Below are 21,397 nucleotides of genomic sequence, written 5' to 3'. Positions count from 1 at the left end.
TCAGCCGCGCACGTCTTGGATCTCGATCAGAGCGTCCAACTCAGCGTCGACGTCCGGGGCCGCGTGACGACCCGTTCCGACCGCAAGGTTGATCACGGGTCCGATCGCCTCCAGACCTGCCTCGGTGAACATTTCGGCGTGTGACGTGGGCACCGGACGGTCGATGATCACCCCGGAGACGAACGGTCGCCACGCCGACGCGGTTCGCAGCGGGTCGAAGGTGTCGGCGTGTGCCGAGAAGAACAGCAGATCGCCCACGAACTTGCCCGGGCGGTATCGGTGAGCCAGTTCGGCGCCGGCGGAGTATTCCTCGAACAGTCGCTCGATCCGATCGCGCGAGACCAAAGGGTGATCGCCGATGGTTTCACGCAAGAGTGCTTCGGCGTCCTCGGATGTCAGATCACGCTCGCCGGTGTCCGGGACCGAGATCCCCAACCCGCCGATCAGTTCGGCGAGAGAAGGCTGCGCGCCCGCCATCGTCGGGTCTTCGAGAACGAAGCTGTCGAGCAGAATCAGGTCGGCGACGCTCTCACCCGCGGCTTGCAACTGCACCGCCGCCGCGTGAGCGATCAATCCGCCGATGGACCACCCCAGCAGGTGATACGGACCGTGCGGCTGAACTCCGCGAATTTCCTCGACGTACCGCGCCGCGAAGTCCTCGATCAGCTCCGCCCGAAATTCGGAGTCCGTCAGGACCGGCGACTGCAGGCCGTAGAGCGGCCGGCTGGAGTCGACGTAGCGATCGAGCGCTCCGTAGCACCAGGCCAATCCGATGGCCGGATGGATGCAGAACAGTGGCTCGGCGCGGCCTTCCGGACGTAGTGGCAGGACTACCGCAAGTGCGGAGGTATCCGCGTCACTTGTCACAACTGTTGCCTCGAGTTCGAAGAGTCTGCGCGCCAATGCCTCCGGAGTCGGGTCGGAGAATATCCACGCGATGGGGACGGTCATGCTGGTGCGTTCTTTGATGGCAGCGACCAAACGCGTTGCCATGAGTGAGTTGCCGCCGAGTTCGAAGAAACTCGAATCGGCGTACGTGTCTACGTCGGCCAGATCGAGTACCTCTGCGAAAGCAGCGCAGATCGCGATCTCGTCGCTGCCTTCCGGACTGCGTCCACTCGGCGACTCCCAGTTGGGAGCAGGCAGAGCGCTGCGATCGAGCTTGCCCGCCGGTGTGGTCGGGACTGCGCCGATCACGACAACAGCGGACGGGATCATGTGCGCAGGCAGCGATATACCTGCGTGACGGCGCAGCGCGGCGGCGTCGAATTCCGCATGTGCCGGGACGACGTACGCGACGATCCGAGCGTCGACGCCCTCCCCGACGACGACGCTGACAGCCGAATGCACGGACGCTTCCGCTGCCAGCACCGCGTCGATTTCTCCGAGTTCGATTCGGAACCCTCGGATCTTGACCTGGTGGTCTGCGCGTCCGAGGTAGATCAGTGCCCCTGAGCGATCTTCGCGCACAAGATCCCCGGTGCGGTACATCCGAGCGCCTTCGGGTCCATGCGGGTCGGCGACGAAGCGCGCGGCTGTGAGTGCGGGGTTGCCGAGGTACCCGCGGGCGAGACCGTCGCCGCTGACGTAGAGCTCACCGACGACCTGGCCGGGAACCGAGTGCAGTCGGGAATCGAGAATCATCGCGTCCACGCCGCGGATCGGGCCGCCGATCGTCACGGGCTCCCCCGCGACCAGCGAATCACTGATGGTGACGGCGACGGTGGCCTCGGTCGGGCCGTACGCGTTGAACATTCGGCGCCCCGGTGCCCACCGAGATACGAGGTCGGCGGAACAGGCGTCGCCGCCGACGACGACGGCTTCGAGATGGTCGAGCCCGGCGGGATCGACAGTCGCCAAGGCGGCTGGAGTCACGAAAGCATGGGTGATCGTCTGCTCGTCGAGCAGTTCGTGCAATTCGACACCGCCGAGAACTGTCGGCGGCGCTATCACCATCGTTGCGCCGGCGCCGAAAGCCAGAAGGAGCTCGAGAACCGACGCGTCGAAGCTCGTCGAGGCGAAGCTCAGAGCGCGAGAGTGCGCGGTGACGCCGAAACGCTCCCGCTGTTCGTCGGCAAACGCTGCCAGTCCCGCGTGAGTGACCAACACGCCCTTGGGTTTTCCTGTCGAGCCCGAGGTGTAGATCAAGTAGGCCGGGTTGTCGAACTCGAGTGGCGCGTCCGGCAGTGTCTCGGAATGGACTGCCTCGATTTCGGTGGTGAATTCGATCGCATCCAACTCGATCCACGATGTGACGCCCGGAAGGTCGGCCGCATACTCGCCCCTGGTGATACCGAGTACCGCTCCACTGTCGGTGAGCATGTGCTCGATCCGCTCGGCGGGGTACGCCGGATCCACGGGAAGAAACACTCCGCCGGCTTTCGCTACGGCCCAGAGCGCGATCACATAGTCGGCCGACCTCGGAAGCGCCAGTGCCACAATCATTTCCGGCGCTATTCCGCGAGCGATCAACGCAAACGCCATAGCGTCGGAGCGTCGGTCGAGTTCGCCGTACGTGAGCGTGACGGATGTGGCGACGTCGACGATTGCCGGAGCGTGCGGATCGGCAGCGCCGCGAAGCAGCAACTCCGGCAAGGTCAAAGCATCGCCGGCCGGACGTCCGGGCAACGCACGCAGGCGACGTCCCGCAAGATCCACGTCACCGACGACGGCGGAGGGCTGGGCAGTCAGTGTCTCGACGATCGTTTCCAGCATCACTGCAAACGACTCCGCTGTATCGGTGTCGAAGAGATCCTTCGCGTAGGTGAGGGAGGCCTCGTAGCCGCCGCCTTCCTCCGTGGTCTGTTCGACAACGGTGAACTGCAGGTCGTACTTGGCGATGTCCGGTGTGATCTCGTGGGCACGAACGGCAAGTCCAGGCAGGTCCCACGTCGTCGGGTGGGCGCCGTGGAACGAGATCATCGTCTGGAACACCGGATGACGGTCGGTGCTCCGGGTCGGCGCCACCACGTCCACGACCTGCTCGAACGGAATGTCCGCGTGGGCGAAGGCGTCGAGATCGACGGAGCGGACAGTACGCAGAACGTCGACGAACGTCGACCCGGGGTCGACCGTCGTGCGCAGTCCCACCGTGCCCACGAACATTCCCACGAGGTCGTCGAGAACTCGGTGTCCTCGCCCGGCGACCGGAGATCCGATCACGATGTCGGTGCTTCGACTCAGCCTGGACAGCAGGACGGCATAGGCAGCGTGCAGCACCATGAACGGCGTCGCCGCATTGGCTCCGGCAACCGCCTCGACCGCGATCCGGGTGTGCGCCGGAAGCGAGACCGCGGTGTGGGCACCGCTCAACGACTGGGTGAGCGGACGCGCTCGATCGCTCGGAAGGTCGATCAATTCAGGTGCGCCCCGCAACGTCTCCCGCCAGTACGACGCCTGTGCCCCGAGCACGCTCTCGGATTCGTTCACCGAGCCCAGCGCTTCCCGCTGCCAGATGGCGAAGTCCGCGTAGTGCACTTCGAGCGGGGTGAACTCGGGAGCGTGTCCCGAACTTCTCGCGACGTAGGCGGTGAGCACGTCCTTCATCAACGGCGCGATCGACCATCCGTCCGCCGCGATGTGGTGGATCACGATGACAAGTGTGTGGTGCTGCGGCGTCGATTCGAGCAGGAGCGCGCGAACGGGAGCTTGGGTCGTGATGTCGAATCCACGCGACGCGAATTCTCTGGCGAGCTCTGCCGGTTCACGGGTGTCCGCATTTCCGTACTCGAGCGAGGTGAATGCATCCTGGATCACCTGGTGTGGACCGGAGTCGGAGTCGGGGAACACCGTGCGCAGGATTTCGTGCCTTTCGATCACGTCGAGGACCGCAGCTTCGAGGGCCGGCACGTCGAGTGCACCGTCGAGGGAGATCGCAGCAGGGACGTTGTACGCGGGTGAGCCGGGATCCATCTGGTTGAGGAACCAGATGCGTGCTTGCGCGTAGGACAGCGGAATTCGCTCGGGGCGGTCTACGGCGGTGATCGGTGGAAGCGCCTTCGCCCCGGCGGATGTGTCGAGCGCAGTGGCAAGTTCCCGAATTTCGGGGTGCTCGAACAGCATTCGGACAGGCACCTGCCTGCCCAACGACTCGCCGAGTCGCTGGGCCAGTCTGGTGGCGAGCAGTGAGTTGCCACCGAGTTCGAAGAAACTGTCCGACGCACTGATCTGTTCGATACCCAGCAGTTCCGCCACGACGCCGGCAACCTGGAGTTCGGTCGCGGTCGTCAGCGGCTCGACACTTCGCTCGGACGAACGCAGTGTCGGCGCCGGCAATGCCGATCGGTCGAGCTTCCCGACGGGGGTCAGCGGTACGTGATCGATCGGGGTGATCGCCGACGGCACCATGAAGGCGGGCAGTGAGCGGCGCGCATGGCTCAGCAACTCGTCCATCTCGACCGCATCGGCACCGAGCACTACGTACGACGCCAACATCGTCTCACCGGAAGCTGCGTCGACGCCCACGGTGACCGCGAACTCGACGCCGGGGTAAGTGCTGAGGACGGAGTCGATCTCGCCCAGTTCGATGCGGAATCCGCGCACTTTCACCTGGTGATCGGAGCGTCCGACGTATTCGATCGTCTCGAGCGGCGTCCACCGAACCAAGTCACCGGTCCGGTACATGCGGGTGCCGGCCGGGCCGAACGGCGCTGCCACGAATCGCGTCGCCGTCAAGGCGGGTTGGTCGAGGTAGCCGCGGGCAAGTCCCAGGCCGGCGATGTAGAGCTCACCGGTGACCCCGACGGGTACCGGCTGAGCCGAGCCGTCGAGAATTACCGCGGACACGCCGCGGACGGGCCCGCCGATGGTCACGGTCTCCCCCACGCTCAAGGCATCACTGATGCAGACCATGACGGTGGTTTCCGTCGGCCCGTAGCCGTTGAACAATCGGCGACCCGGTGCCCACTTACGGACCAGTTCGGGTGGGCATGCCTCGCCACCGACAACGATCGACTGCAAGACGTCCAGCCCGGTGGGATCGACCGAGGCCAGCGCTGCCGGTGTGATGAACGCGTGGGTCACCTGGTGATCGGTGACCAATTCGGCTAGGTCCTGGCCGCCGTAGACGTCGGGAGAGGCGATCACCATCGTCGCGCCTTCACCGACTGCGAGCAGCAGTTCGAGGATGGATGCGTCGAAGCTCGGTGAGGAGAAGTGCAGCGTCCGCGACTGCGCCGAGATGCCGTAACGCGCCGTCTGCTCGGCCGCCAACGCGCTCAGGCCACGATGAGTGACGCTGACGCCCTTGGGCTTTCCCGTCGATCCGGAGGTGTAGATGATGTAGGCGAGGTTGTCGATTCGGATCGGCGCGGCCGGAACCGGCTGCCCGACACCGTCGCCGTGGATGTCGTCCATTGTCATCCACGGAACCGGGCGGGGCAGTGATTCGATTACCGCTTCCGTCGTCACTCCGCGAGTGGCTCCGGAGTCGGTGAGCATGTGCAGAATGCGATCGGCGGGGTATCGCGGATCGACCGGAACAAACGCGGCGCCGGTCAAGGAAACGCCCCACAAGGCGACGATCGAGTCGATCGAGCGCGGAATCGCGATCGCCACAATGTCTTCGGCACCGATCCCTTCCGTGGTCAGACGGCGGGCAAGCGCCGATGCACGGGCGAAGAGATCTCGGTAGAGCACGGTGGTGTCACCGGATCGAAGGGCCACCGAATCGCCTGAACGGGTGGCGGTCCGCGTCAATATTTCGGCCAAGGTGCGCGAACTGGTCCACGCCGGACCTCGTACCGGCATCAGCGACGCCCGCTCGAGGGTGCTGAGGAAATCTAGGTCGTCGATCGCGGCGTCCGGATCTGCGGCGACGGCGCGGGCCACCGACTGCACACGCGCGGCGATCGTTTCCGCGGTGGCAATGTCGAAGAGCGCCTCGGCGAACCTGAGCGACCCGGTGATCTCGGTCTTCTCGGAATCGCCTGCCAGCAGGGTGAACTCGAGGTCGAACTTCGCGACGGACGGTTCGAGTGCTTGCGCTTCGAGATGCGCGTCGTGGACCGTGACCTGCGGCGAGACCACATTCTGGTGGTACGACAGCATGACCTGAAACAGGGGGTGTCGCGTAGTGGACCGGTCGAGATCGAGGGCGTCGACCAGCACCTCGAAGGGCAGCTCGGGGTGCGCGAAGGCGGCAAGGTCGCGTTCACGGACGACCTCGAGCAGGGAGGTGAACGGCGCTCGGTGATCGACCGGCGTGCGAAGCGGTACCGAATTGACGAACATCCCGATCAGGGAATCCAGCTCGGGTCGCCCGCGGCCTGCCACCGGGGTGCCGACCACCACGTCGTCGGTTGCACCGAGACGCGCGAGAACAACCGCCAGGATCGCGTGTACGACCATGAACTGCGTCGAGCCACTGCGCCTCGCCAAGGCGGCGAGACGCTCCCCGGTCGCCGCGTCGATGACGATCGGCACCGATCCGACGGCGGTCGTGGAGACAGATCCGCGTGGGCGATCGACCGGTAGCAGTACCTCGTCCGGGGCACCAGCCATGGCAGTGGTCCAGAAGGTCAGTTCGCGGGCAACCAGAGACTCCTGGTCGCCGACCTGTCCGAGCGAGTCTTGCTGCCACACCGCGTAGTCGGCGTACTGCACGTCGAGCGGTGTGAAAACCGGGGCGTCTCCGACGACGCGTGCGGAGTACGCCGCGACGAAATCTGCCGCAAAGGGAGTCAGGGACCAGCCGTCGAAGGCGATGTGATGGATGACGACGACCAGTACGTGAGCGAAAGTGTCCTCGCGCACCAGCATGGCCCGAATCGGCAGATCCGAACCGAGATCGAACCCACGCGCCGCGAACTCCGTCGTCGCGGATTCGATACCTTCGGATCCGCGGTAGCGCTCGACGGAGAACTGCACGTCGGAAATTGCTCGGATGACCTGACTCGGGCCGTCGGCGCTGTCGACGTAGATCGTTCGAAGCACCTCATGGCGTGCAATGACGTCCGCAAGCGCCTCCTCGAGTGCATCGCCGTGGATGTCTCCGGTGATGCGGATCGCGAACGGAATGTTGTAGACCGCGGACTGCGGGTCGAAGCGATTGACGAACCACAGCCGCTGTTGCGCAGCGGAGAGCGGTAGGCGGTCCGGGCGAGCACCGGCGCTCAGGGCAGGTCGATCGTCTGATTCTTCGGCGCTCGCCGCCAGACGTGCAGCGAGCGCTTCGACGGTCGGCGCTTCGAAGATCGAGCGAACGTCCACCGTGAGTCCCGTCGCTGCGCTCAACCGCGCGGACACCTGCGTCGCGACGAGCGAGTTGCCCCCGAGATCGAAGAAGCTGTCTCCGGCCCGGACCTCGGGCACGTCGAGCAGTGAAGCGAACACGTCGGCAACGGTTCGTTCGAGTCCGGCCTCGGGTTCACGGCCCGTTCCGAGGATTTCGCGCGGTATCGGCGTCGGCAACGCTCTGCGATCGAGTTTGCCGACCGGAGTCAACGGAATGGCGTCGATCGGGGTGATCGACGACGGAATCATGTACCGCGGCAGCGTGTCGGCGAGTCCCACGAACAGCGACTCGATATCAGCGTCGCCGCTGAGCAACACGTACGACGCCAGAGTGGTACCCGCGGCGGATTCGACGGGAATCGTCGTGGCGAACTGGACGAGAGGGGAATCCATCAGAGCAGCGTCGATCTCGCCGAGTTCGATGCGGAACCCGCGGATCTTGAGCTGATGATCGCTGCGGCCCACGTAGCGAAGGGTCAGGTCCTTGGTCCAGCGGACCAGGTCACCGGTTCGGTACATCCGGGCACCGGGCGTCGAGTACGGATGCGCGACAAACCGATCCGACGTCAGCGCGGGACGAAGGTGGTAACCACGTGCAAGGCCCGGCCCACCGATGTACAGCTCGCCGACGCCGCCGATCGGGACCGGTTGCAGCCGAGAGTCGAGCACCACGGCGTCGATTCCGCGGATGGGACCGCCGATGGTGATCGGCTCCCCCGGTGAGAGTGGGTCACTGATGGCAACCATGACAGTGGTTTCGGTCGGACCGTATCCGTTGTGCAGTCTGCGCCCGTTGCCCCAGCTCGAGACCAATTCCGGCGTGCACACGTCGCCGCCGACGACTACGCATTCCAGTGACGTCACGCCCGCCGGATCGACGGTCGCCAGCGCAGCCGGAGTGATGAAGGCATGAGTGACCTCGCGGCTTCGGAGGAACTCGCTCAACGCCTCCCCTCCGTAGATGTCGGGAGGGGCGATCACCATCGTCGCGCCGGTCGAACCGGCGAGCAGTAGCTCGAGTACGGCGCCGTCGAAGCTCGGTGACGCAAAATGCAGAGTTCGCGACCCGGCGGTGATCCGGTACCGATCCTGTTGTTCGCGAGCAAGATTGGCCAAACCCGCGTGGGTGACGACGGTGCCCTTCGGCACTCCGGTCGAGCCGGACGTGTAGATGACGTACGCAGCCGACGCCGCAGTGATCGACGCTGTTCTGTCAGCGTCGTCGATGGCAGCGTCGGAGTAGGCGGCACATTCTGCAACCGTGTCCGCGTCGCCGAGGTCGATCCAGACTGCGACGTTCCCACCGGCTGCCGGACCAGCCGCAACCTCGGCGGACCGAATTCCGATCCGCACACCCGAATCCTCGAGCATGTGCGCAACTCGATCTGCGGGATAACGGGGATCGACCGGGACGAAAACGCCACCGGCTTTGGTGACCGACCAGACTGCGAGCACGGAGTCGACCGATCGGGCGACGGCCAGTGCGACCGGTGTCTCGGGGCCGACTCCCAGGTCCATGAGGTATCGAGCGATCCGATTCGATCGACGCTCCAGCTCCCCGTACGAGAGTGAGCGCTCGGAGTCTTCGAGGGCGATCGCGTCGGGATACGTCCTCGCGGTGTCCCCGAGGATCTGCGCCAGCGTCGATTCGCCCACCGAAGCCACACCGCGTCGCGGCAATATCGCGGCACTCTCCCGCGATCCGAGTACACGAAGGTCACCAACCGGTGCAGTCGGTTCCGACACTGCCGATTCCACGAGGGTTACGAAGTTTCGCGCCAAGGCTTCGACGGTCGCGTTGTCGAACAGGTCGGTGGAATAGGTGAACGTGGCATCGATTCCTGCTGCGGCCCCGGACTCGTGACGTTCGGTAACGGTGAGCTCGAGGTCGAACTTGGTCAGCCCCGTCTCGACTGCCCGCGCCGTCATCGACACCCCGGCCAGTTCGGCTGTGTGAGCGGTGGTTATCCGCGAGGTGATGGCAGCTTGAAAGACCGGATGGTGCGCAGGCGAGCGGTCCAGTTCGAGCGCGTCCACGACGACGTCGAAAGGCACGTCCGCATTGTCGAAGGCATCCACGTCGACGGCCCTGACCTGCGACAGGTGTGCGGCGAACGTTGCGTCCCGATCGACGAAGGTCCGCAGGGCAAGAGTGTTGACGAACATGCCGACGAGCAGATCGAGAGATCTGTCCCCTCGTCCGGCCACCGGTGTTCCGATGACGATGTCGTCCGTGCCGCTGTACCTGGCCAGAAGCAGGGCGAAGCACGCGTGCAGGGCGATGAACGGCGTGGCGTCGTGATCGGCGGCAAGTACAACGAGCTTCTGATGCGTGGAAGCGCCGATTCTGATGTCGACTCCGGCTCCGCGCATGGTCGGGTCGAGTGCGCGCGGACGGTCCGTCGGCAGGTGGAGCTGCTCGGGCGCTCCCGCCAGCTGCTGCTTCCAGAACGCGATCTGTGAGTGGGCAAGTGAATCGGTGGATGACGCGTCGCCGAGGTGTTCTCGGTGCCAGAGCGTGTAGTCGGCGTACTGCACCGGAAGGGGTGCCCACTGCGGGCTGTTGCCGCCGACGCGGGCGGCGTAGGCGCCGGTGAGATCAGCAGCCAACGGCGCGAGCGACCAACCGTCGGCCACCATGTGGTGCAGAACCACTACGAGGACAGCTTCCTCGTCATCGCCTTCCTTCTCGGCGGCGACAGTGATCAGCAGGTAGCGCACCGGACGTTCGCGGACCAGATCGAAACCGGCCGAAGAGAATTCGAAGATCACTCTCTCGAGGCTTCCGCGTTCCACGTCGATCGACTCGAGCCCTGCGATCCCCTCGCCCAGGCCCAGAACCTTCTGCGTCGCGTTGTCCCCGATCTGAGGAAACACGGTGCGTAGTGACTCGTGACGTGTCACGACGTCCACGATCGCGGCACTGAGTGCGTCGGGATCGACGGCGCCGCGCAACGACACCGCCAGTGGAATGTTGTACGCACCTGATTCCGGTGCCACGCGGTTCAGGAACCACAGTCGCTGCTGCGCGGGAGCGAGAGGCAGTACCGCCGGCCGGGCCACGACCTGAATACCGTCGGCGTCCGGGGTCTGTGCCGCACGCTCGATCGTCGCCGCGATCCCGGACACCGTGGGATGGTCGAAGAGTGCACGCAGCGGCATTTTAACCCCGGTGGCTTCGGTCAAGCGCGCTACCGCCGTCGTCGCTACCAGCGAGTTTCCGCCCAGATGGAAGAAATTATCGTCGAGTCCGAGCGGTCCACTACTCAGGATGTCAGCCAGAACCGCCGCAACCTTGCCCTCGGTCGGGGTCGTCGGGGGTCGGAAGACCTTGGTGGAGGCCAGGATAGGCGAAGGCAGCGCACGCCGGTCCAGTTTTCCGTTGGTGGTCAACGGAATCGAATCGAGGACCATGAAGGCATCGGGAACCATGTAGGTCGGGAGGGCTTCGGCGGCGTGAGCTCGGAGGGCTTCGGCGTCCACGACGTCGGAAGCGGTCACATAGGTCACGAGAGCGCCGCCCGCCGGCGTCGGAGCCACGACGGTCACGGCATCGTCGATTCCCGGCGCGCTGAGGATGACGGAGTCGATTTCGCCGAGTTCGATCCGGAATCCGCGGATCTTGACCTGCGCGTCGCCGCGTCCGAGGTACTCGAGTTGTCCGGGCGCAATCCATCGTGCGCGGTCGCCGGACCGGTACAACCGTCGTCCGCCGGCATTGAACGGATCGGCGACGAACCGGCCCGCGGTGAGGTCTGGACGGCCCAGATAGCCACGGGCGAGTTGACCGCCCGCGACATAGATCTCCCCCGCGATCCCCACCGGGACCGGGGAGAGATGCTCGTCGAGCAGGTACACACGAAGTCCGTCGATCGCGTCACCGATCCGGCTGCCGGTCAGCGCACTCGCGCTCGCCCGGTCGAGTTCGAGATGGGTGACGTGCACCGTCGTCTCGGTGATGCCGTACATGTTGACGAGTGCAGGCGCGGATTCCGTGTGACTTTCGTACCCCGGGTGATTGTCGTACCAGCGCCCGAGTCGACGCAGGTCCAAGGCTTCGCCACCGAAGATCACGTACCGGAGCCGGGTCTCCGAATCGGCCCGAAGGTCGGCTTCGATGTACTGGTAGAAGGCCGAGGGCGTCTGATTGAGCACGGTGACGCCTTCTGCGGCGACCAGCGCCCGGAAGGCGTCAGGGTCGCGTGATACCTCGTGATCGACCAGGACCAGCGTTCCGCCGTGGAGCAGCGCGCCCCACAGTTCCCAGACCGAGAAGTCGAAGGCGAACGAGTGGAACATCGTCCACACGTCGTTGCCGTCGAATCCGAATTCGACGTGCGTGTTCTCGAACAATCGCACCACGGTGGCGTGGGTGACGGAGACACCTTTGGGTCGGCCCGTCGACCCCGAGGTGTAGATCACGTACGCCAGATTGTCGGCTCCGTGTCCGCGCGGGCGCTCATCGGTTTCCAGACTCTCACCGGAGTATTCGTCGGATTCGACGCCGACGACCACCACGTCAGAGTTCGGGAAGGCGGAGTTCGGGAAAGTGGAATCGGAGATGACGCACACCGGTTGCGCATCCTCGACCACGTATGCCAAACGCTCGGCGGGGTGTGCACGATCGAGTGGGAGGTATCCGCCGCCGGCCTTCACTACCGCGACAGCGGCAACGATCATGTCCACGGATTTCGGCAGCATGATTCCGACCAACGACTCGGATTGCACGCCATGATCGACGAGCTTGCGCGCCAACTGATTCGATCGTCGATCGAGTTCGCGGTACGACACGCGCTCGCTGCCCGCGACCACGGCGATCGCTTCCGGGGTCGCCCGAATGCGGTCGGAAAGGATCTCGGAGAGCGTTCGGACCGGGGTAATCGGCAGAACGGGCGGCACCAGCGCCTGGCGCGCCTCCGGGCGCAGTAGATCCACTGAGCCGAGCGCCGAGTGCGGAGTACCGACCATCGCGGTCAAGATTCGTAGATAACGGTCGGCGAGGTCCTCGGCTTGCTCTTTCGTGCCGAGCCAATCCAGAACACCGGAGATCGGCTGATCGAAATCGGCATGCTCACCAGTCGGAATCGCCAGGGAGACAAACAGTTCCGGCACGGTGGCCAGATCCGATCCGATAGGCGCACCGACCATGAGCCCCGGAAATCTCGGGTGAGCATCCAGCGGCTCCTCGAAACAGACCATCGCCCGGAACAACGGGCCCGTCTCGACCCAGCGGCCGTCACCGAGTGCGGCGGTCACCGAAGACAGAAGAATGTCTGCGTGTTCGAGAGCTTCGATTGCGACGGTGTCCACCGCACCGACCAGGTCGGTGAGCGTCATGGTGTTCGACACCGTCGAGCGAAGCACCAACTGGTTGGCGAACATCGAGACGAAATCGTCCGGATTGGAGGCGCCGTACCCTCGGACCGAGACGCCGATCGACACCTCATCGGCCGAACCGACGCGGCGCAGCAGTCCGGCCATCGCAGACTGGAACAGCACGAACAGACTCGTGTTCATCGTCGTCGCCATCGTCTCGAGGCTCCGGCAGAGGCCTGCCTCGATCTCGAGGGGCGTGGACGTTCGACCGGTTCCGGCGACGACCGGCAAACCCAGTTCCTCGGCGGGGTTCGACAAGGTCGCAGACCAGTACTCGACGTTGCGGGCGTGTTGGACTTCGGCGATCCATTTCCCCGCGGCGTCGGGGTCGATGTCCATCAATCGAGTTCCCGATTCTGCGGCGCAGAATAATTCGAGGAATTCGAGGAAACGCCGGTGGTGACGCGAGATGTCCTCGTTGGTGTACAGGTCTGGGTTCGCGGCGAAGTCGATCTGGATCTCTTCGGCTGCGGAAGTCTGATAGACGTTGACGGAGAGGTCTTCGATCGGCCCGGTCGAGATCACGTTCAGTTCGCCGTGCGCGTCCCCGAGAGTGATTCCGGAATGGAACAGCATGAGGTTGATCAACGGCCCGTGGAAGCCTCGTCCGTCGGCGATGCTGTGATCACCGGCGTTGAGGTCGCGTCGTAGGTCCTCGTGGCGGTACTTCTGATGACGCAGTGCGCCGGTGAGTTCGATCTTCACCTCGTGCAGCAGGTCCCCGACCGCGAAATGCGGATCGACGCTCGCACGTATCGGGACGACGTTCGACATCATTCCGCCGGACCTGCGAGCAGCTTTTGTCGTCCGCCCCGAGACCGGCAGGCTGAGGACCACGTCGCGGGTCCCGGTGGCCCGGGCGAGGTAAGCCGCCAGTGCACCGATCACCACTGACGACGTCGTCACGTCGTGGGCGGCGGCCAGCCGTTCGAGGGAGCTCCGCAGTTCCGTAGGTACCGTGGCCGACCGTAGGCGTGACCATGCCTGCGACGGAGCAGTCGAGGACGCGAGCGAGGTTCCGCCCGGCTTGTCGGCCATCTTGGTGTTCCAGTAGTCGCGATCGCGTTCCCACCGGGTTGAGCCCAGATAGTCGGCCTCTGCCTTCACCAACGATTGGAGGGGGGCAGTTACCGCTGGGGGAACTGGCAGATCCCGCACCGCGGCGGTGTAGATCTCGGCTGTGCGGTTCATCATCGACATCGCGCCGAAACCGTCGAGCGCCACATGATGAATACGGCTGTACCAGTAGTAATGGTCGTCGCGAAGCACCAGGACTGCCAGCCTGACCAGACGATCGGTGAACGGATCGATGGCGGTGGTGTGCTCTCTGCGCATCCATTCCTGCGCTGCAGATTCCGGATCCGATTCGGCGCGAAGATCGACCACGTCGAGGGAGTCGTCCATGTCGAGATCGAGCCACTGACGCGCAACCCCGTCCACCTCGACCAGGCGCAGATATCCGGAGCCGATCTCACGACCGGTCTGTTTGCTGGCAGCGGTCAGCAGCTCGATGTCGAGTGGGCCGTCCACGTCCACGTACTGAGCGATGCTGACGGGAATCTCGGGTCGAAGCTGTTGTGCGACAAGCAGGGAAAGTTGCGCGGCAGAAAGAGGGAAGGTGAGTTCGTCGTCCGGACGAGCTGCGGAAACGATTCCTCGGTCGGGACTGCCATCCACACGAATCTCCCTCTTACAACTTGATCATGATGCAAACAGGTAGTATCGTACCTGGGGGTAAATTCAGAACTGGGGGGGGAGCGGGGATCTGGTGAGTAATTTGGGGGGTGTATAATATGTCTGTGGGGGGGGGGGGGGTTAAGGGGAAATGGGCAATTAGGGGGCAAGACGGAGTGATAAGAGGGGGTATTTAAAGGGGATTGGGTAAGGGGGGGTTATGATGAGGAATATATAGTTGATGATCTTATTAATGGGGGGGTAGATGGGAAGTTGTTATGGGAGATAAAGAAAGTTAAAAAAGTAAGATTAGGAGGAAGTAAAGGGTTAGGGATAAGGGGGGGTAAGAAGGGGGTTGTTGGGAGTATTCACAGTTGTTTAGGACGGGGGTGTGTGTTGTTTTATAACGGAAAAGAGTGAGCCAGTTGCTAGCGTGAAGTACTGAGGATGCTTGGTCAGGTAAAAACAGCAACAAAAACACAGTTGTAGTAGTATTGTCGGGAATAATTAGAGAAGGATCAAAGTAGCAGGCGTGGACAGGTAAGAGGGTTCAAGGAGGGATTAGGATACCCAGGGGAAGAAGATATAGGAAGGTGAGTTCGGGTATAAAACGTCGGTAGGATTTGGTGAAGGAGAAAATGAAGTGGTGAGGGGACGTATGGTGGAAAATGTGAGGTTAGGGGACTAGAGAATGAGAGAGATGGAGGAGTGGAAGATATATATGAATAAAAGGGAAATAAAATTGGCAGGGATGGGTTGGAGTGGAGGGGTGGAATAAGGGTAAAGTAAAGAAGAAGGATAGGGGGGAAGAGATGTTAAAGGAAAGATGAGGAGGGGTAATTGGATTAGAGAGGGGGGTAAAAGATATATAGAAGATAATGAGTAGTATATGAAGGTTGAATAATGAATGGATTGAGAAGAAATGAACGCGTGCCGGATACTTCGAGACTCCGACGAACGCGATACCGTCGCCGAGAACGTCCTCGTCCCCCTCGACGGTGCCCCGACTGCTCACCATCTCGTTGAACGCCGTCACCGTCTTCAGTGCGTCGGTGACCTGCATCCCGATGACGAGGTCGTTGAGCACCGACGTCGACGCCTGGCTGATCGAACAACCCTGACCGTCGTACGAGACGTCGGAGACCGTTCCGTCCTCGGATATCTGGACGCGCAACGTCACCTCGTCGCCACACGTCGGGTTGACGTGGTGCACCTCGGCGCCGAACGGCTCACGGAGTCCGCGGCCGTGCGGATGTTTGTAGTGATCGAGGATCACTTCCTGATACATCTGCTCCATGCGCATGATTCAGTTCAACTCCCCTGCGACACCGAAAAATTCCTGCGCACGCTTGATCGCTGCAACGAGAACATCGATTTCCGCGGTGGTGTTGTAGAGCGCAAACGACGCACGGGCCGTCGCAGCGACACCGAACTTACGATGCAGCGGCCACGCACAATGGTGTCCGACGCGAATCGCGACGCCCTCGTCGTCGAGGATCTGTCCGAGGTCGTGGGCGTGAATACCGTCCACGACAAAGGAAATCGCTCCGCCGCGGTTCTCGGACGTCTGTGGTCCGATGATGCGCAGACCTTCGATCGCCGACAACTTTTCGAGAGCAGCCTCCACCAACACGTGCTCGTGCGCAGCGACGGCGTCCATCCCGAAGGTGTTCAGGTAATCCACGGCAGCGCCCAGTCCGACCACCTGTGAGGTCATCGGTACGCCGGCTTCGAAACGCTGAGGCGGCGGCGCGTAGGTGCTGACCTCCATGGTGACCGTCTCGATCATCGACCCGCCGGTGATGAACGGAGGCATCGCTGCCAGCAGTTCACGACGGCCGTAGAGAACTCCGACCCCCGAAGGGCCGAGCATCTTGTGGCCCGAGAACGCCGCGTAGTCCACTCCCAGTTCGTGGAAGTCGACGGCCATGTGAGGCACCGACTGGCACGCGTCGAGCACGACGAGTGCACCGACGGCGCGTGCTCGTCGCACCAATTCCTCGACGGGCGCGATCGCGCCGGTCACGTTGGACTGGTGGGTGAACGAAACGACCTTCACCGCGTCTGTCAGCTCCAGCGAATCGAGATCGATCCGGCCGTCGTCGGTGACTCCGTACCACTTGAGCGTCGCACCGGTTCGGCGCGCAAGTTCCTGCCAGGGAACGAGGTTGGCGTGGTGTTCGAGTTCGGTGATGACGATTTCGTCGCCAGGACCGACATGGCGGTCGAAGCGATCGTCACCGAGAACGTAGGTCACCAGATTGAGAGCCTCGGTGGCGTTCTTGGTGAACACCAACTCGTCCGAATCCGCGCCCACGAAAGAAGCGATGGTGGCGCGAGCATTCTCGTACGCGTCCGTCGCCTCTTCTGCGAGCTGATGAGCACCCCGGTGTACTGCCGCGTTACACGTGGTCAGGAAGTCCCGTTCGGCATCGAGAACCTGGACCGGACGCTGCGAGGTAGCGCCGGAATCCAAGTACACCAAAGGTTTTCCGTCGCGCACGGTTCGCGCCAGGATCGGGAAGTCGGCCCGAACCGCTGTGACGTCGAGCTCGCGCACCGAGGTGGTCATCGTGATTACGCTCCCTGGGTAGCTGCGGTGTCCGCGGTGAAACGAACGTAGCCGTTGGTCTCGAGCTCGTCGGCCAGCTCCGGTCCACCGGACTCGACGATGCGGCCACCGACGAACACGTGAACGAAGTCGGGGTTGATGTAGCGCAGAATGCGCGTGTAGTGCGTGATCAGCAGAACGCCGCCGTTCTCGCGCTCCTTGTAGCGGTTGACGCCTTCGGAGACGGTGCGCAGAGCGTCGACGTCGAGGCCGGAGTCGGTCTCGTCGAGGATCGCGATCTTCGGCTTGAGCATGCCCAACTGCAGGATCTCGTGGCGCTTCTTCTCGCCACCGGAGAAACCTTCGTTGACCGAGCGCTCGATGAACGAGGGATCGATCTCGAGCTCGCTGAGGGCTTCCTTGACTTCCTTGACCCAGTGGCGCAGCTTGGGAGCCTCGCCTCGCACGGCCGTAGCGGCGGTGCGCAGGAAGTTGGACATGGAAACGCCGGGAACCTCGACGGGGTACTGCATGGCCAGGAAGAGCCCGGCACGCGCACGCTCGTCGACGCTCATTGCGAGGACGTCTTCACCGTTGAGGGTGATGGAGCCGGACGTGACCTGGTACTTGGGGTGACCGGCGATGGCGTACGACAGAGTCGACTTGCCGGAGCCGTTGGGGCCCATGATCGCGTGGGTCTCCCCCGAGCGGACCGTCAGGTCGACGCCCTTGAGGATCTGGATGGGCTCGGCGTTGGCATCGGAGTTGGCGACCTCGACGTGCAGGTCACGAACCTCGAGGACCGAAGTGGTGGTGTTGTCACTGGTAGACATGAAATTCCTTCAAGATGAGGCGGGCGAGCGTAGCGACGGGGTGGTGTCGCCGGCGGGGCGGTCAGGAGCCGACGGCTGCGAGTTCGGCTTCGACTGCGGCTTCGAGGCGATCGCGCACCTCGGGAACAGCGATCTTGTTGATGATTTCGTGGAAGAACCCACGTACGACCAGACGACGAGCCTGATCCTCCGGGATACCACGAGCACGCAGGTAGAACAGCTGCTCGTCGTCGAAACGTCCCGTTGCACTTGCGTGGCCGGCCCCGACGATCTCACCGGTTTCGATTTCGAGGTTCGGAACCGAGTCGGCGCGGGCGCCGTCGGTCAGCACCAGGTTGCGGTTGAGCTCGAACGTGTCGGTGCCCTCCGCTGCGGCGCGGATGAGAACGTCGCCGATCCACACGGTGTGCGCGTCGGGCTTGCCGGATCCGGGATCGCCCTGAAGCGCACCCTTGTAGACCACGTTGGACTTGCAGTTGGGCTGCGAATGATCCACCAGCAGACGCTGTTCCAGATGCTGGCCGGCGTCGGCGAAGTACAGGCCGAGCAGTTCGGCGTCGCCGCCCGGTCCGTCGTACTTGACGGTGGCGGACAGGCGAACCAGGTCGCCGCCCAGGCTGATCGAGGTGTATCGAAGCACTGCGTCGCGGTTCAGGCGAGCGTGGTGTGACGTCACGTGAACTGCGTCGTCCGCCCAGTCCTGGATGGCCACCACGGTCAGCTGCGAACTGTCACCGAGAACGAATTCGATGTTCTCCGCGAAGGTTCCGCTGCCGCGCTGGTCGATCACGAACGTCGCCTTGGCGAACTGCGCCAGACGAATCTGGGTGTGTCCGTAGGCGACGTTGTCGACTCCGGGGCCGGTCATGGTGACCACAACGGGCTTCTCGACCTCGACCTCGGCACCAACCGAGATGACCGTTGCCGTCTCGAAGCTCGAATACGCCTGCGCTGCAATGCGATCAGCGGGAACGCCGGCTTTGCCCAGACGTGCGTCGTCACGGCCGACGGTCTCGACGGTGATGTCGCTTCCGCCGTCGACCTCGACGGTGACCTGTCCGTTGGCGACGGCGCTGCCGTCGTGCAATCCCCGGAGGCGACGCAGCGGGGTGAACCGCCAGATCTCGTCACGTCCGCCGGGAACCTCGAAAGCATTGACGTCGAACGAGGAGAACTGCTCACCCTTGTTCGTGATGGGTGAGCCTGTGGCTGCACCCTTTACAGGAGCGGTCGGGTTCTCCCCGGCAACAGCTCCGATGACTCCGGTCTCTGGCGTGGTCACTAACCCACAGCCCCTTCCATCTGAAGTTCGATAAGGCGGTTGAGCTCGAGCGCGTACTCCATCGGGAGTTCCTTCGCGATGGGCTCGACGAATCCACGCACGATGGTGGCCATCGCCTCGTCCTCGGTCAGTCCGCGGCTCATCAGGTAGAAGAGCTGATCGTCACTGACCTTCGAAACGGTGGCCTCGTGACCCATGGTGACGTCGTCCTCGCGGATGTCGACGTACGGGTAGGTGTCGCTTCGGCTGATCTGGTCGACCAGCAGAGCGTCACACTTGACGGTCGACTTGGAGCCGTGGGCACCCTTGTTGACCTGCACCAGACCGCGGTACGACGCACGTCCACCACCACGGGCGACAGACTTGCTGATGATGGTCGAGGACGTGTGCGGCGCGAGGTGGAGCATCTTGGCGCCGGTGTCCTGGTGCTGGCCCTCGCCGGAGAACGCAACGGAGAGAACCTCACCGCGGGCGTACTCGCCCATCAGCCACACGGCCGGGTACTTCATGGTGACCTTGGAGCCGATGTTGCCGTCGACCCACTCCATGGATCCGCCGGCCTCGACCTTGGTGCGCTTGGTCACCAGGTTGTAGACGTTGTTGGACCAGTTCTGGATGGTCGTGTAGCGGCAGTGGCCGCCCTTCTTCACGATGATCTCGACGACGGCCGAGTGCAGTGAATCGGACTTGTAGATCGGCGCGGTGCAACCCTCGACATAGTGCACGGAGGCATCTTCGTCGACGATGATCAGGGTGCGCTCGAACTGACCCATGTTCTCGGTGTTGATGCGGAAGTACGCCTGCAACGGGATGTCCACGTGGACTCCCGGCGGAACGTAGATGAACGAGCCACCGGACCACACGGCGGTGTTCAGCGCGGAGAACTTGTTGTCGCCGGCCGGGATGACCGATCCGAAGTACTCCTTGAACAGCTCCGGGTGCTGCTTGAGACCGGTGTCCGTGTCGAGGAAGATGACGCCCTGCTCCTCGAGGTCCTCACGGATCGAGTGGTAGACGACCTCGGACTCGTACTGAGCTGCGACGCCGGCAACGAGGCGCTGCTTCTCCGCCTCGGGGATGCCGAGCTTGTCGTACGTGTTCTTGATGTCCTCGGGCAGGTCTTCCCACGACTCGGCCTGCTTCTCGCTGGACCGGACGAAGTACTTGATGTTGTCGAAGTGAATACCTTCGAGGTCGCTGCCCCAGTTCGGCATCGGCTTCTTGTCGAAGGTGCGCAGCGCCTTGAGGCGGATGTCGAGCATCCACTCGGGCTCGCTCTTCTTGGCGGAGATGTCCCGCACGACAGCCTCGGACAACCCGCGCTGCGCGCTGGCTCCGGCTTCGTCGGAATCGGACCAGCCGTAGCCGTAATGACCGAGGGACGCGATGGTCTCTTCCTGCGTGAGCGGCTCGGTGCCTGCTGCCGCAGTGGTAGTCGCCTGGTCTGATGTGACGGTCATGCGAGCTCCTTCCGGAGTCTTGTTTCTTGACGGCTGCTCGGGCTCAGCGAGGGCTGGTCGCTGTGGTCGAGCAGTTCTGACTTTGAAGAACTAGCTGAAAAATCTCTATTCGAACGCTGCACGGTGGCAACGCTCTGTAGAACACTCTGGTCCGGTCATCTACTCCCGGTGGACACGAGGGGCACGTGCGTCGTGCAGGCGCAGTCACCGTTGGCGATGGTCGCCAGACGCTGAACATGAGTCCCGAGCAATTGCCGGAATGCTTGCTGCTCTGCCTCGCACAGTTCCGGAAACTCTTCTGCCACATGGGAAACCGGGCAATGGTGTTGGCAGATCTGCACGCCGTTGCCGACCGGCCGGGTCGACGCCGCGAACCCCACCGCGTTGAAGGCTTCGGCGATTGCGTCCGCTGTCGCCTCGACGTTGTCGACATCTGTCGGATCAGCCGGTTCGACGTCTCCGACGATCGCCTGAACCCGACGCTTGGCGAACTCCTCGATTGCCGCGTCTCCGCCGATTTCACGGAGTTGCCGCATCGCGGCTCCCGCCAGATCGTCGTAGGTGTGGCCGAGGCGGCCTCGGCCGGTCGCGGTGATCTGGAACTGCTTGGCGGGACGACCTCGTCCACGCTGACGCAGCGACGCCGCCGAAGCGGTTCGGGCTTCCCCGGACTCGATCAAAGCGTCCAAGTGACGTCGGACACCTGCGGCACTCAAACCGAGGCGCGTGCCGATTTCGGAGGCGGTAATGGGGCCTTCTTCGAGTAGCAGCTTGACCACTGCGGCCCGGGTCTGGCCTTCGACGCTCACCGTCACCGGATTTGCGGCAGCACTAGGCGAGGTCGCTACAGTGGGCTGACCTGCAACTTCCTTGCTTCGAGGGTCTGACGCATTTCTTTTCACAACACAAGTGTGACGGAATTCTTTTCACAGGTCTACTAAGGGCAACCTGCATTACATTCGGGAATATCCGGACAACGCACGTTGTT

6 protein-coding genes and 1 pseudogene are annotated in these 21,397 nt (G+C 63.4%); all 7 read right to left on the bottom strand.

The window, feature by feature from the left end:
- The 7 genes and pseudogenes from KTR60_RS14545 to KTR60_RS14515 all read right to left on the bottom strand — a co-directional run bounded on the left by KTR60_RS14545 (position 1) and on the right by KTR60_RS14515 (position 21,224).
- A complete protein-coding gene (locus tag KTR60_RS14545) occupies positions 1 to 14,286 on the bottom strand; it encodes a non-ribosomal peptide synthetase (protein WP_228402250.1) in 14,286 nt (4,761 codons plus the stop codon).
- A 922-nt stretch (positions 14,287 to 15,208) separates the two neighbouring features.
- Positions 15,209 to 15,586, bottom strand: a pseudogene (gene sufU / locus KTR60_RS14540) (Fe-S cluster assembly sulfur transfer protein SufU); the annotation flags it as partial.
- Positions 15,587 to 15,589: 3 nt separating this feature from the next.
- Positions 15,590 to 16,855: a cysteine desulfurase gene (locus KTR60_RS14535; protein WP_003944865.1), complete on the bottom strand. Its 1,266-nt coding sequence runs from the start codon at positions 16,853 to 16,855 to the stop codon at positions 15,590 to 15,592.
- 5 nt (positions 16,856 to 16,860) lie between these two features.
- Entirely contained in the window at positions 16,861 to 17,667 is an 807-nt protein-coding gene (gene sufC, locus KTR60_RS14530) for a Fe-S cluster assembly ATPase SufC (RefSeq protein ID WP_003944795.1), read from the bottom strand.
- Positions 17,668 to 17,728: 61 nt separating this feature from the next.
- Positions 17,729 to 18,949: a Fe-S cluster assembly protein SufD gene (gene sufD, locus KTR60_RS14525; RefSeq protein ID WP_003945011.1), complete on the bottom strand. Its 1,221-nt coding sequence runs from the start codon at positions 18,947 to 18,949 to the stop codon at positions 17,729 to 17,731.
- A complete protein-coding gene (gene sufB, locus KTR60_RS14520; RefSeq protein WP_003944799.1) occupies positions 18,949 to 20,409 on the bottom strand; it encodes a Fe-S cluster assembly protein SufB in 1,461 nt (486 codons plus the stop codon). Before sufB ends, sufD begins: the two co-directional genes overlap by 1 nt.
- A gap of 155 nt (positions 20,410 to 20,564) precedes the next feature.
- Positions 20,565 to 21,224: a helix-turn-helix transcriptional regulator gene (locus KTR60_RS14515; protein ID WP_003944857.1), complete on the bottom strand. Its 660-nt coding sequence runs from the start codon at positions 21,222 to 21,224 to the stop codon at positions 20,565 to 20,567.
- Positions 21,225 to 21,397 lie beyond the last annotated feature (173 nt).

Origin of the sequence: Rhodococcus sp. C1, assembly GCF_020809065.1 — a bacterium.
GTDB classification, from domain to species: domain Bacteria; phylum Actinomycetota; class Actinomycetes; order Mycobacteriales; family Mycobacteriaceae; genus Rhodococcus_F; species Rhodococcus_F qingshengii.
Note: the sequence above shows the minus strand (reverse complement) of the source record. Positions and strands in the feature narration are given on the sequence as shown.

Excerpts from the sequence above, each read along its gene's own strand:
- KTR60_RS14535 (WP_003944865.1), bottom strand. The coding sequence starts at position 16,855 with ATGACCACCTCGGTGCGCGAGCTCGACGTCACAGCGGTTCGGGCCGAC.
- sufC (WP_003944795.1), bottom strand. The coding sequence starts at position 17,667 with ATGTCTACCAGTGACAACACCACCACTTCGGTCCTCGAGGTTCGTGAC.
- sufB (WP_003944799.1), bottom strand. The coding sequence starts at position 20,409 with ATGACCGTCACATCAGACCAGGCGACTACCACTGCGGCAGCAGGCACC.